The organism is Curtobacterium sp. NPDC088465 (assembly GCF_044753165.1).
Classification (GTDB): domain Bacteria; phylum Actinomycetota; class Actinomycetes; order Actinomycetales; family Microbacteriaceae; genus Curtobacterium.
In genome coordinates, this window is the sequence record NZ_JBIVMR010000001.1 from 770628 (window position 1) to 783501 (window position 12874).

General features: G+C 72.3%; 13 protein-coding genes. 6 read left to right on the plus strand and 7 right to left on the minus strand.

Annotated features, from left to right (window positions below):
- The first annotated feature begins 15 nt into the window (after positions 1 to 15).
- The 5 genes from ACIP6W_RS03430 to ACIP6W_RS03450 are packed head-to-tail and all read left to right on the plus strand — an operon-like array spanning position 16 to position 4998.
- Complete coding sequence (locus ACIP6W_RS03430) at positions 16 to 426, plus strand: DUF3060 domain-containing protein (protein WP_251160498.1); 411 nt, start codon at positions 16 to 18, stop codon at positions 424 to 426.
- Between the two features lie 57 nt (positions 427 to 483).
- Entirely contained in the window at positions 484 to 1875 is a 1392-nt protein-coding gene (locus tag ACIP6W_RS03435; protein WP_251160499.1) for a polysaccharide biosynthesis tyrosine autokinase, read from the plus strand.
- On the plus strand, positions 1872 to 2549 hold the full coding sequence (locus ACIP6W_RS03440; RefSeq protein WP_251160500.1) for a sugar transferase: 678 nt from the start codon (positions 1872 to 1874) through the stop codon (positions 2547 to 2549). Before ACIP6W_RS03435 ends, ACIP6W_RS03440 begins: the two co-directional genes overlap by 4 nt.
- Positions 2546 to 3874, plus strand: a complete 1329-nt coding sequence (locus ACIP6W_RS03445; protein WP_251160501.1) for a glycosyltransferase family 4 protein — start codon at positions 2546 to 2548, stop codon at positions 3872 to 3874. Before ACIP6W_RS03440 ends, ACIP6W_RS03445 begins: the two co-directional genes overlap by 4 nt.
- On the plus strand, positions 3871 to 4998 hold the full coding sequence (locus ACIP6W_RS03450; RefSeq protein ID WP_251160502.1) for a glycosyltransferase: 1128 nt from the start codon (positions 3871 to 3873) through the stop codon (positions 4996 to 4998). Before ACIP6W_RS03445 ends, ACIP6W_RS03450 begins: the two co-directional genes overlap by 4 nt.
- 718 nt (positions 4999 to 5716) lie before the next feature.
- On the opposite strand, the gene ACIP6W_RS03455 is transcribed toward ACIP6W_RS03450, so the two are convergent.
- The 7 genes from ACIP6W_RS03455 to ACIP6W_RS03485 form a co-directional block, all read right to left on the minus strand.
- Positions 5717 to 5983 (minus strand): hypothetical protein, encoded by a 267-nt coding sequence (locus ACIP6W_RS03455; protein WP_400428300.1) that lies wholly within the window; start codon positions 5981 to 5983, stop codon positions 5717 to 5719.
- Between the two features lie 102 nt (positions 5984 to 6085).
- Positions 6086 to 6274: a hypothetical protein gene (locus tag ACIP6W_RS03460; protein ID WP_368859909.1), complete on the minus strand. Its 189-nt coding sequence runs from the start codon at positions 6272 to 6274 to the stop codon at positions 6086 to 6088.
- Between the two features lie 109 nt (positions 6275 to 6383).
- Positions 6384 to 7646 (minus strand): lipopolysaccharide biosynthesis protein, encoded by a 1263-nt coding sequence (locus ACIP6W_RS03465; protein WP_368859910.1) that lies wholly within the window; start codon positions 7644 to 7646, stop codon positions 6384 to 6386.
- Positions 7647 to 7669: 23 nt separating this feature from the next.
- Positions 7670 to 8995 carry a nucleotide sugar dehydrogenase gene (locus tag ACIP6W_RS03470; protein WP_400428302.1) on the minus strand — a complete coding sequence of 442 codons (1326 nt, stop codon included), beginning with the start codon at positions 8993 to 8995 and terminating at the stop codon, positions 7670 to 7672.
- Positions 8992 to 10011: a Gfo/Idh/MocA family oxidoreductase gene (locus ACIP6W_RS03475; RefSeq protein WP_308201978.1), complete on the minus strand. Its 1020-nt coding sequence runs from the start codon at positions 10009 to 10011 to the stop codon at positions 8992 to 8994. Before ACIP6W_RS03475 ends, ACIP6W_RS03470 begins: the two co-directional genes overlap by 4 nt.
- Positions 10008 to 11108: a DegT/DnrJ/EryC1/StrS aminotransferase family protein gene (locus tag ACIP6W_RS03480; protein ID WP_251160505.1), complete on the minus strand. Its 1101-nt coding sequence runs from the start codon at positions 11106 to 11108 to the stop codon at positions 10008 to 10010. Before ACIP6W_RS03480 ends, ACIP6W_RS03475 begins: the two co-directional genes overlap by 4 nt.
- Complete coding sequence (locus tag ACIP6W_RS03485; protein ID WP_251160506.1) at positions 11105 to 11740, minus strand: N-acetyltransferase; 636 nt, start codon at positions 11738 to 11740, stop codon at positions 11105 to 11107. Before ACIP6W_RS03485 ends, ACIP6W_RS03480 begins: the two co-directional genes overlap by 4 nt.
- A gap of 105 nt (positions 11741 to 11845) precedes the next feature.
- On the opposite strand from ACIP6W_RS03485, the gene ACIP6W_RS03490 reads away from it, so the two are divergent.
- Complete coding sequence (locus ACIP6W_RS03490; RefSeq protein ID WP_251160507.1) at positions 11846 to 12784, plus strand: hypothetical protein; 939 nt, start codon at positions 11846 to 11848, stop codon at positions 12782 to 12784.
- Positions 12785 to 12874: the final 90 nt, after the last annotated feature.

Sequence of the window (12874 nt, forward strand, 5' to 3'; positions counted from 1 at the left end):
CCTCGGAGGACCACCGTGCACCTGATCCGCTCCCTGACCCTGGTCGCCCTGACCGCTGCGCTCTCCTTCGGCGCTGCCTCGTGCTCGTCGGAGGTCACCGATCCGCCAGGACCGACGCCGTCCTCGACGACCGCCGAGGCGGTGTACAACACGTGCGTCGACGGGGCTGTGCAGCTGTGGGACCAGCACGGCGGCGATGCGCCGATCACCGCGGAGGACTGCGCCGCCGCGAACCTGATCAGCGCGGACCGGCAGTACGTCCTGGACGGGATCGCGACGATCACCGTGGAGGCGAGTGGTACGACCATCGAGGTGACCGGAGCAGAACGCATCGTCATCACCGGCGACGACAACACCGTCCACTGGCGCGGGACCCCTCCGCAGATCGACGACCAGGGACAGCGCAACACCGCCTCCGCCGCCTGACGAGGACGACCCGACGAACGTCGTCACCATCTGATCTGTAGTGTCTGACATGCCAGCATGGACGTCAGACCCCCGGAGGAAACCGTGAACCCGCTCCTGCTCGTCCGAGCGCTCCTGTCCGGGTGGTGGATCGTCGCCGGCGCCGCTGCGCTCGGTGTCGTCGGTGCGGTCGGCTGGACGGCGATCACACCACCGACCTACGAGGCCACCACGTCCTACTACGTCTCCGTCGCGGGCCAGTCCGAGACCTCCGCCGGGGAGATCGCACAGGGATCGACCGCGGCGCAACAGAAGATCAAGTCGTACGTCGAGCTCGCGTCGTCGCCCCGTGTCCTCGCGCCCGTCGTGCGGGAACTCGGTCTCGCCGAGACCCCGACCGCTCTCGGCGCACGGGTCCGGGCGACCGGCGGTACCGGAACCGTGATCCTCTCGATCGCCGTCGACGACAGCGATGCCGCACGGGCAGCCGAGATCGCTGCGCGTGTCGGCGCGACCCTGTCGGCGGTGGTCTCCCAGATCGAACCGGAGACCGCTGACGGCAGACCCTCGGTCAAGCTCGAGGAGGTCGCTCCCGCCGCCGAGCCGACCGCACCGAAGTCCCCGCGTGTCGGCAGCGACCTCGCCGCCGGCGCGATCATCGGTCTCCTGGTGGGAGCAGGTCTCGCGCTGCTCGCAGCCTCGCTCGACACGCGCATCCGACGCCCGCAGGACCTCCAGACGGGAACGCCCCTGGTCGGGGAGATCTCCTTCGACGCCGACAACGCCAGTCGTCCGCTCATCCACCGGGACGATGTCAACAGCGAGCGGGCCGAGGCCTACCGGAGCCTCCGCACGAACATCCAGTTCCTCGGCTCCGGGTTGCGCGAGGGGCGGACCATCGCCGTGACGAGCGCCCGTCCCGCGGAGGGCAAGACGACGACGACCGCCAACCTCGGGATCGCCCTGAGCAAGAGCGGCCTCGAGACCCTGATCATCGACGCGGATCTCCGACGTCCACGGGTGGCGAGCCTGCTCGGGCTCGAGGACGCCGTCGGTCTGACGGACGTGCTCGTCGGTCGTGCCGAGCTCGACGACGTGGTGCAGGACTGGGGCGTCGAACGGCTCGCGGTGCTCCCCACCGGGACGATCCCCCCGAACCCCAGCGAGCTCGTCGCATCGGAGGCAATGCGACAGGTCCTCCTGCAGGTGCGGTCCACCTACGGCGTCGTGCTCGTCGACACGCCGCCGGTGCTCGCGGTCACCGATGCCGCGCTGGTCAGCACCGTCACGGACACGACCCTCCTCGTCGTCGCGGCCGGCCAGACCCGGCAGTCCGACGTCCGGTCCGCCGTCGATGCGCTCGCCCGGGTCGGCCAGCGGCCCGACGGCATCGTCCTGTCGAAGGTGAAGCAGGGTCGGCTGCGGGATGCGTACCGCTCGGCGTACTCCTCGCGGGACGACCAGGCATGAGGGACACGGACCGGACGACCCGCGCTGGTGCTCCGGCACAGGAGGGCCCCCGACCGAGGACCCTGCGGGCGAAGCGGGTGCTCGACGCCGTCGGCGCAGCGTTCGCGCTCGTCACGCTCAGCCCGGTCCTGGCCACGACCGCAGCACTGGTCGCACTCCGGCTGGGTCGGCCCGTGCTGTTCCGGCAGGAGCGGCCGGGGCTCGGAGGTGAGACCTTCACGATCCTGAAGTTCCGGTCGATGCTCCCGATCGACCACGACCGGGGCGTGGAGTCCGATGCCGACCGCCTGACCCCGTTCGGACGTGCGCTCCGAGCGAGCAGCCTGGACGAGCTCCCGAGCCTGTGGAACATCCTGCGGGGCGACATGAGCTTCGTGGGTCCCCGCCCGAGCCTGTGCCGCTACCTCGACCTCTACACCGCGGAGGAGTCGCGACGACACGAGGTGCGTCCGGGCCTCACCGGGCTGGCGCAGGTGCGGGGCCGCAACGCGCTCCCCTGGCCGGATCGGCTGCGCGCCGACATCGAGTACGTCGACCGGATGTCGCTCCGTCTCGACGCCGCGATCCTGCTCCGGACGGTGCTCGTCGTCGCGCGACGCGACGGCATCACCGCTCCGGGCCACGTGAGCTCCGACACCTTCGAGGGCACCAGGACGACGGAGGAGCAGGGGTGACGAGGACGCTCTGGATCATCAACCACTACGCACACCACCGTGATCGCGACGGGCGAGCCACCCGGCACCAGCACCTGGCCGGTGCGCTCGCGGCCCACGGTTGGCACACGGTGGTCATCGCGGCAGGGACGGACCACCCGACCGGGCGCTCCCACGTGTCCGGTCTCCGCCTGAGGGAACGGTGGTCCGGCGACGATCACGAGTTCTGTTGGCTCCGCGGTGTCGACCATCGGGGATCGGGACGACGTCGAACGGTCCGGCGCGTCGCCGACATCGCGGTGTTCACCGCACTCCTCCTGGCGCCGGGAACGCTGCGCGGCCTGCCCCGCCCGGACGTCGTCATCGGTGGGTCGTTCCACCCGTTCGCCGCGCTGGCTGCCTCCACCCTCGCCCGCCGGTTCGGCGTCCCCTTCGTCTTCGAGCCACGGGATCTGTGGCCGGAGTCCGTCCTCGGGCTGGCCGGGATGTCCGAGCGGCACCCGGTGGTCCGTGTGCTCCGTGTGGTCGAACACCGCACGGTGTCCCGAGCCGTGCACGTCACCTCACCGCTCGAGGGAGTCGGCCGCTACTACCGGGAGCGCGGCCACGACGTGCCCTTCACGTGGGTACCGAACGGTGTCGACCTCAGCGAGGAACCCGACGAACGCGACGGACACGACGGACACGACGGACGATCCACGGACAGGAGGACGACCGCCGACGCCGACGCCTTCACCGTGACGTACCTCGGTTCGATGGGCCCGGCGAACGCGCTCGAAGCCGTGCTCGACGGCTTCGACATCGCGTGGCGGCGGAGCCGGCTCGACGGCGGACCGGCACTCGCACTCCGCCTGGTCGGGGACGGATCGGACGTGAGCCGTCTCCGGGAACGTGCGTCGCGCCTCCCGTCCGCCGCGGCGGTGCGCTGGGACGGTCGCGTACCGCAGGACGTCGCCAGGACCATCGGTCGCAGCGCCGGCTGCCTCGTCGTCAACATGCACGACCTGCCGCTGTACCGTCACGGCGTCTCGCTGAACAAGCAGTACGAGTACATGCTCCTCGGGCGGCCGTTGCTCGTCGGGGCGCCGGTGCCCCTCGAGCCCGTGCGTGCCTCCCGGTGCGGTGTCCACGTGCGACCGGACGACCCCGGCGCCCTCGCGGCGGGCATGCTCCGTCTGGCGGCGATGCCCGCAGCGGTCAGGGACGAGATGGGCCGCCGAGGCAGGGAGCACGTCCGTCGGGAGCACGACTACCGGGCGCTCGCGGCGACCCTCGCCGAGGTGCTCGACGGGGTCGTCATCGACCGGCAGGCGCCGTCCCCCGACCTCCGAGGGGGCCGGTCGTGAACCCGCAGATCGTCCACGTCTCGAGCGCGCACCCGTGGGTCGACAACCGCGTGCACCTGCGCGAGGCTGCGGCTGCGGCTGCCGCCGGGTACCGGGTCCGTCTGATCGCGGTGGCGAGTCCGCTCACCGCACCGGAGACCGGAGTGGAGGTCGTCACGATCCCGGTGCGGCGACGGGCGCGCCGGATGGCCGTGTCGACGGTGCAGGCACTGGTGCTGGCCCTCCGCTCACGCGCGCGGATCGTCCACCTCCACGACCCGGAACTGATCTGGACCATCCCGGTCCTCCGGCTCGCTGGCCGCATCGTGGTCTACGACGCACACGAGGACCTCCCCGACCAGGTCCGGGGGAAGGACTACCTGACCCCTCGGCAACGCGCGGTGTTCGCGGCGTTGTCCCGCGCGCTCCTGGAGCTCGCCGGCACCGCCCACCGTGTCGTGACCGCCACCGAGTGGACCGGTCGACGCTTCCGAGCCGACCGTCGACTCGCGATCCACAACTTCCCACTGGGCCGACCGGAGGACGACCGTCAGCGCCCGGTGCTCGAGCGTGACGCCGTTGTGGCGCACGTCGGCGTGCTCAGCCACGACCGGGGCATCGACGTCCTCGCCAGTGCGGTGCACGAGGAGGAGTTCCCGGCTGACTGGCGCCTCGAGATGGTCGGGTCGATCGACCGCGCGACACCGGTCGAGCAGCTCCGGCGGGCCGAAGCGACCGGTCGTGCGCACCACGGTGGTGTCGTCGGGCCGATGCAGGCTCGCGACCTCCTGTTGCGCGCCCGGATCGGGGTCGTCCCGTTCCTCCGGACGCCGGTGAACGACCAGATCTTCCCGACGAAGCTGTTCGAGTACCTGGCAGCCGGACTCGCCGTCATCGCCACCGACGTCCCGCTGTGGCGAGGGCTGCTCGACGGCGTCGAGTGTGTCTCGTTCGTCCCGGCCGGCGACCCGGCGGCCGTCGCACGTGCTGTCCGCAGGTACGCCGACGATCCGGCGCTGCTCGAACGACACAGCGCGGAGGCGAGACGTGCTGCGCGACGGTTCACCTGGGCACCGGAAGCCGCGCGACTGGTGCGGATGTACGACGAGCTCGCCCCGGGCCTCCGCACCGGAGAGGGGGCGTGAACGTCCCGTCCGCCGAGGCGCTGCGGCTCCGTCGAGCCGTGAGCACCGCGGTCGGCACCGTGCTCGCGGTCAGCGTCATGGACCTGACGATGCGCTGGATCTCGGCGGAGCTCGTCGCGCCGCTGTTCGGGTACCTGGGGTACGGGTACGTGCCGGCCCCCTGGGAGGCGACCCTCGCGACCGTCTCGCTGACCAGTGCGACCGCACTCTCGCTCCCGCGTCGGCTCCACCGTGCGTCGCACGTCGTGCTGTGGACGATCTTCGTCGTCTGCGTCGCACCGACGATGTTGATGAGCGTGTCGACCGGACACCTCGACCGGGGAGCTGCGCTCATGCTCACCGCTGCGGTGGGGACGGCGTTCTCGGCGGTCGCCGTCACCACCCCTCGCGGTCCGATCCCGGCGGGCGACGCGTGCACCAGCCCGGACGAGTTCCGGTTCGGAGGAGCACGGATCGGACGGGCGACGACGACGTGGCTCGTCTGTTCCGCGTACAGCCTGGCGACCTACGGGCTCATGGCGGTCACGGTGGGGGTGCACCTCCGGCTCGTCGCACTCGACGAGATCTACGACGTGCGCGCGGACTACACGTCGGAGGTCGGCACCGGCGGTCTGCTCGGCTACCTGCTGACGGGGCAGGCGTACGTCGTCAACCCGCTCGTGCTCGCCCGCGGACTCCTGCAGCGGCGACCCGCTCTGGTCGCGCTGGCCCTCGCGGGTCAGTTCCTGCTGTACTCGAGCACGGGGTTCAAGGCCGTCCTCTTCTCCTTCGTCGCGGTGCTCGGGATGGCCGTGCTCTTCGGGGTCTCCCCTGTCCCGCGGGCACGCACCTTCCTCGTGGCGCCGCTGGCGATCATGGTCGTGTCCGCCGTCGCCGACGAGATCCAGGGCGGGATCACCTGGACCTCGGTGTTCACGCGACGCTTCATGCTCACACCGGGACTGCTCTCGTCCGTGTACGTCGAGTACTTCTCGGGCCACCCCACGGCTCGGTACGGGTACTCCTTCCTCCGGTGGTGGGTCGACTACCCCGACGAGCTGCCGCCTCCGAAGCGGATCGCCGACTTCCTGGTGCCGGGTGCCGTCGGCTACGCCAACGCCAACCTCTTCGCGGACGGCTTCGCGAACTTCGGCTGGCTCGGCATCGCCGTCGCCGCGCTGGCCCTCCTGGTCTGGACACGCTTCCTGGACCGAGCCACGCGTGGTCTACCGATGCGCGTGACCGCGATGGCGGTGGTGATGCCGAGCATCATGCTGTCGAACACCTCGATCTTCACCGCGATGCTCTCGCACGGCCTGCTGGTCGGGACGCTGTTGCTCGCGCTGGCGCCGCGGACCGGATGGACAGCCGCGGGCACGCGAGGCCGTCGATCCACGGACGCCGCGCTACGACTCCTCGGCGGTCGGGACACGAGCGGCTGCAGCGGGGGCCCACCGGACCACGGCGACGACCATCGCCAGCATCGCTCCGTACGCCACGACCATGGCGACGGCGAGCGCGGCGAGGACGACGGGGACGGACGCCCCGAGCGCGGACGGCACCAGCACGGCGCCCGTCGTCAGGACGAGGCGGCCGACGTCCCAGGCGAGCTGGGCGGCCTGCTGCCCGACCATCGCGAGCACCTGTGTCACCGGCGAGACCGCGACCTGCGCGGCGAACGCCGGGACGAGGATCCGGGCGTACTCGCCGGACACCGCCCACTCGGCGCCGAAGACGCTTCCGAACGCCCCCGGGCCGACGACCACGGCGACGAGGACGCCGACGGCGCCCGCGATCGCGAGACGGCTGACGAGGCGCCCGACGAGCGGCGCCATCGGTCCACCGCTCCGGCGCACCCGGCCGAACGCCCCGGCCGCGTACTGCGCGACCGCATCCGCCAGCATGCCGACCGGTGCGCCGAGGACGCGCATCGTCAGGGCGACGAGACCGGCTGCCGTCGCACCGTGCAGTGCAGCGAAGACGAGGGCCGGAGCCTGCTGTCCGAGCACGTTCGTCGCGGCCGACCAGGGCGTGAGCAGGAAGAACCGCCGGTGGTGACGCACGGCATGCCCGACCGCGACGCGTGAGAACGGGGTCGGTCGGCGCAGTCCGACGCCGACGACCGCGACCAACCGCCCCGCGGCGAGCCCACCGACGAGGCCGACCGGGCCCGCAGCGGACGCCAGGAGGTTCCACGCGGTCTGGCTGATGCCCTGGACCGCATTCCGGAGCCCGATCGCTCGGTGCTGCTCGCGACGAGCGAGCACGGCGGACGCGAGACGGTGCGCCCCGACGGCGACGACCGACACCGGCAGGACCCACCAGGACGACTCGAGGACGGTCGTCACGAAGACAGCGGACGTCCAGCCGCGGAGCGCCCAGGCGGCGACGGCGACGACGGTCCCGGTGGCCGTGATCGACAGGCTCCCGGCCCAGAGGAGGGCGTGGACGCCGCGATCGTCGCCCGCCACGACCAGCGCCCGGTCGGTCCCCGCGGTCGCGCCGGCTCCGATGACCGAGGCGATCGCCGTGACGACGGCCAGTGCGCCGAAGTCCTCCGGCCGGTAGAAACGCGTCAGCAGGGGGGAGACCGCGACGACGAGCCCCTGCCCCACGACGGTCCCGCTGAGGATGAGCGCGACCCCGCGCGGACGGAACCGCGAGCGCATCCGTGGCCGGCGGCCGGCGGTCGTCACGGCGCCCCGCCGACCCCGCCGCCCCCGACGACCCCACCGCTCCCGATCGCCAGGACGGTGACGCCGGACCACCGCCGGGGGTCGAGGACACGACGGCCGTCGACGATGGTCCGCACCCCGGGGAGGTCGGTCGGCTCGAGGGCCGTGTACTCGGCGTGGTCCGCCTGGACGATCGCGGCGTCGACGCGCGATCCGGCCTGGTGCGGCCGCAGTCCCGACGCCGCGAGTTCCCGGTCCGGGAACAACGGGTCGGTGGTGGTGACGATCGCACCGCGTGCGCGGAGCGCATCGACCGTCGCGAACACCCCGGAGAACGCCGTCTCCTTGACGCCGCCGCGGTAGGCAGCGCCGAGGACGACGACACGCTGCCCGTCCAGACCGCCGTGTGCGCGTTCGAGCAGAGCCACGGCGTGCTCGGGCATCGCCGTGTTCCGCTCGCGCGCGGCACGCACGACCGTTGCCTCCGGGTCGTTCCACAGGTACAGCCTCGGGTAGACCGGGATGCAGTGGCCGCCCACGGCGATGCCCGGGCGGTGGATCTGGCTGTAGGGCTGCGAGTTGCATGCGGTGATCACCGCCGCCACGTCGATGCCGTGATCGTCCGCGAACCGTGCGAACTCGTTCGCGAGCGCGATGTTGACGTCGCGGTAGGTGGTCTCGGCGAGCTTGGCCAGCTCTGCGGCCTCCGTGCTGCCGAGGTCCCAGACCCCGTTGGGACGCCCGAGGTCGGGGCGCTCGTCGAACTGCAGGACGTCCTCGTAGAAGCGTCGGGCTGCTGCGGCCCCGGCGGAGGACACCGCTCCGACCAGTTTCGGGTACCGGCGCAGATCGGCGAACACCCGCCCGGTGAGCACCCGTTCCGGCGAGAAGACCACGTGGAAGTCCTGTTCGGCGACGAGACCCGATGCAGCCTCGAGTCGGGGCAGCCACCGCCCGCGGGTGGTTCCCACCGGCAGGGTCGTCTCGTACACGACGAGCGTGCCCGGTCGGAGGTGCGTCCCGATCGATGCCGTCGCGCCGTCCATCCACGTGAAGTCCGGCCGACCATCGCCGTCGACGACGAGCGGCACGATGACCACGACGACGTCCGCCGCGGGGATCGCCGCGGCGGCGTCGACCGTGGCGCACAGCCGACCGGAGCTCACAGCAACCCGGAGTCGTTCGGCGAGCTCGGCCTCACCGGGGAAGGGTTCCGTTCCGGCGTTGACGGCGTCGACGACCCGCGCCGAGACGTCCAGACCGGTCACCGTCGCGCCCGAACCGGCGTACTGGACCGCGAGCGGGAGGCCGATCTTGCCGAGACCGACGACGACGACGTTCATCCTGCGACCCCTCCTGCTGCCGCGTGGTCGACGATCGAGACCGTGCCGGTGCGTGCGGCCGTGATCACCCGCTCGGCGACGGCGACCGTCCGCATGCCGTCGGCGAGCGTCACGACGTCGCACCGGCGGCCGAGGACGGCGTCACGGAACGCCTCGTGCTCGAGGACGAGTGGCTCCCGCTTCGGGATGGCGAACCGTGTCGACGCCCCCTCGGTCACACCGCGGAAGGCCGCGACCTGGTCCCACGCGGTCGCTTCGGTCCCGTTCTCGTGCAGGGTGAGGTCGGCGGTGAGGGTGTCCGCGACGTAGGCGCCCCGCGCACCGGTCACGATGACGACCCGTTCCTTGAAGGGGCTCAACCAGTTGACGAGGTGCGACGTGACGGTGCCGTCCTCCAGGCGCCCCGTGGCAGCGACGAGGTCCTCGTGCAGCCGCCCGCTCCTCGTGGTGGCGTGCGCGCTGATGCTCGCGTAGGGCGAGCGCGCGATCCAGGTGGTCGCATCGATGTCGTGCGTGGCGAGGTCCTTCACGACGCCGACGTCCGCGATCCGGTCGGGGAAGGGGCCCTGACGTCGCGTCGCGATCTGGAACACGTCACCGAGCTCGCCGGCGTCGAGCCGTTGCCGGAGGGCCTGCAGCGCGGCGTTGTACCGCTCGATGTGCCCGACTGCTCCGACGAGTCCGGCTCGGTCGAACGCGGTGACGAGTCGCGCTGCCGAGGCGGGATCGACCGCGACGGGCTTCTCGATCAGGGCGTGGACCCCTGCCGAGGCGAGTCGGAGACCGACCTCCTCGTGCGTCGCGGTCGGAGTGGCCACGACGGCGACGTCGACACCGACCCGCAGGAGATCGTCCACCGAGCCGACGACCGGGACGCCCTGGGCAGCCCCGGATCGGTCCCCCGCCTCGTCGGCGACCGCGACGAGTTCGATGCCGTCGAGGGCGCGGAGCACCCTCGCGTGGTGGCGCCCCATCATGCCGAGCCCGACCACCCCTGCGCGGAGCACGGCGCTCACCGGCCGGCCCCCGCCAGGGAGTTGACGGCGTCGACGATCCGGTCGAGCTGCCGCAGGGTGAGCGACGGGTACACCGGCAGCGCCAGGACCTGTGCGGACGCGAGCTCGGTCTCGGGCAGGTCGATCGCGACCCCGAAGGACGGCAGGCGGTGCACCGGCGTCGGGTAGTAGACACCGGTGGCCACTCCGAACTCCTCGAGGAGCGCCGCAGCGAAGCCGTCCCGGTCCTCCGGCACCCGGATCACGTACTGGTGGAAGACGTGCTCGGCCTCCGGCGCGACGACCGGTGTGCCGACCCCGCGGAGCTCGCCCGTCAGGTACGCCGCGTTCGCCTGCCGCTGCGCGGTCCACTGCGGGAGCTTCGCGAGCTGGACACGTCCGATGGCGGCGTGGACGTCGGACATCCGCGCGTTGAACCCGATGACCTCGTTCTCGTAGCGGTGTTCCATCCCCTGGTTCCGCAGGAGGCGGACGCGGCGAGCACTCGCTGCGTCCGCCGTGGCGACCATGCCGCCTTCACCCGCCGTCATGTTCTTGGTCGGGTACAGGCTGAAGGCGGCGGCGTCCGAACCGCTGCCGACGCGGTGACCGGCCCACCGCGCACCGTGAGCCTGCGCGGCGTCCTCGACGACGAGCAGACCGTGGTCGGCGGCAAGGGCTGCGATCGCCGTCATGTCGGCCGGGTGGCCGTAGAGGTGGACCGGCATCACCGCACGCGTCCGTCCGGTGATCGCGCTGCGGACGGCGCCCGGGTCCATGCAGTAGGTCGCGGGATCGATGTCGACGAAGACGGGGTCCGCGCCGGCGAGACGGACGGCGTTCGCGGACGCGGCGAAGGTGAACGACGGGACGACGACCTCGTCGCCGGGGCCGATCCCGAGTGCGACGAGTGCGAGGTGCAGGGCGGCGGTACCACTGTTCACGGCCGTGACCGGACGGGACTCCACGAGCGCCTCGCTGAACTCGCGCTCGAAGGCCGCCACCTCCGGTCCCTGGGCCAGACCGCCGGACGTCAGGACGGCGTCGACGGCCCGTCGTTCCGCCGTCCCGATCAGGGGTCTCGCCGCCGGGATGACCTCCGGCGCCGTCGCGGTCATCGGACGACCTCGAGCCGCTCGCCGTCGAGGACGAACCGGTCGCCGGTGTCGGAACACGCGAAGGTCAGGTCGTCGACCCGCACGAGCCGTGTGCCGGTCCGGCCGACCCACCCGATCTGCCGCGCCGGCACCCCCGCGACGAGGGCGTGGTCGGGCACGTCCGCGACGACCACCGCTCCGGCTGCGACCATCGCCCACCTCCCGATGCGGACGGGCGCCACACAGACCGCGCCGGCGCCGAGGGACGCCCCCTGCTCCACCACCACGGCAGAGGGCTGCCAGTCACCGGCGCGTCGCACTGCGCCGTCGGCATCGACCGCTCGCGGCACGTGATCGTTCGTGAGGATGCATCCCGGCCCGACGAACACACCGTCTCCGAGCATCGCGGGACCGTAGACCAGCGCCGCGTTCTGCACCTTGCAGTCGGCGCCGACGCGCACGCCGGCACCGATCGTCACCCCACGGCCGACGGTCGTGCCGGTGCCGATCACGGCGCCGGCCTCGACGTGGGACGTGCCCCAGACGCGGACTCCCGCTGCGAGCACGACGTCGCTCGCAACCGTGGCGTCGGGAGCGACGACGGCGCTGGGCGCCGCGGACGCCGCAGGTGGTGCTGTTCGGGCCTGGGTCATGTCGGAGGCTCCTCCTCGAGAACGGGCAACTGCTGCGACCGTACTGAATGTGGAGTACGTGTGTTACAGTGGTATACGAGTCCCACGCCGAGTATGCTGCTGTCCGTGCGATGGAGTCGAGTGGGCTGGCCCGGGGTCGGGTACGTCTCCCTCGAGGACGTCGAGGGCTACGCCGAGCACCTCGCCCGCCTGGTCACCGACGCACCCCCGTCCGTCGCGGCCCTCGCGTCCGTGACGTGGAACGAGGCCCGCGTCGCCGAGTGGCACGAGACCGAGACGACGACGCCGACCGGCACCCCGGACACCGCCGGCATCGACGAGGCGCCGACCCGCACGGTCCGGGCCGTCGTGGTCGTCCGGACTGACGAGGTCCTCGACACCCCGGACGGCCTCTGGCGCCGCTGGAACCACGCCCGTGTGACGCTCGAGTTCCACCGCGCCGTCCTCGAGCCCGCGGACACCGCACCGCTCGCGGTCCTCGCCGGCGACGTGCAGGTCTCCCGCGGTGAGATCGCCCACGTCGACGCCGACGTCTGGGAGCTCCGCCTGCTGCTCTCCCCCACCGGCGAGCTCGCGGTGCACTTCCGCGACGTGGTGATCGAGGTCCGCCCCGTCGCCGAGTCGGCGTGGTCCGACCTGGAGGCACGCCCCACCCACGGCTGGCACGGCCCGGTGCCGGACGGCTGGCTCGAGTGGGCCGCCCCCGCGGTGCGCGCTGCGGGTCACGGGGACGTCGGCGGGCTCTCGCTCGAGCTCGACGGGTTCGGCGCGGACCCGACCGGGATCGACGAGGTCGACCCGCGCTGGGGCTTCGCCCCGCTGCACGCCGCCGCCTGGTTCGACCGGCGCGGGACGACGGAGGCGCTCATCGAACGGGGCGCGGACGTCACGGTGCTCGACGCCGAGGACCGGACGGCGCTCGACATCGCCCGCGAGCGCGGGTCGCGCAAGGCGGAAGAGGTGCTGCTCGCCTGGTTCGACGCGCACGCCTTCGGCGAGGCCCACGTCGCCGACGATCCCTCGAGCGACGAGGCGACCCGCTGATCGAGGGGCCCATGGACGGACTGGAGGCGCGGTGCCAGCTGGCACCGCGCCTCCCGGCGGGCCGGGGTGAGCGGCAGTCGCGACGGGGGT

Coding starts and splice junctions, on each gene's coding strand:
- ACIP6W_RS03435 (WP_251160499.1), top strand. CDS start 484: ATGGACGTCAGACCCCCGGAGGAAACCGTGAACCCGCTCCTGCTCGTC.
- ACIP6W_RS03440 (WP_251160500.1), top strand. CDS start 1,872: ATGAGGGACACGGACCGGACGACCCGCGCTGGTGCTCCGGCACAGGAG.
- ACIP6W_RS03465 (WP_368859910.1), bottom strand. CDS start 7,646: ATGCGCTCGCGGTTCCGTCCGCGCGGGGTCGCGCTCATCCTCAGCGGG.
- ACIP6W_RS03470 (WP_400428302.1), bottom strand. CDS start 8,995: ATGAACGTCGTCGTCGTCGGTCTCGGCAAGATCGGCCTCCCGCTCGCG.
- ACIP6W_RS03480 (WP_251160505.1), bottom strand. CDS start 11,108: ATGACCGCGACGGCGCCGGAGGTCATCCCGGCGGCGAGACCCCTGATC.
- ACIP6W_RS03485 (WP_251160506.1), bottom strand. CDS start 11,740: ATGACCCAGGCCCGAACAGCACCACCTGCGGCGTCCGCGGCGCCCAGC.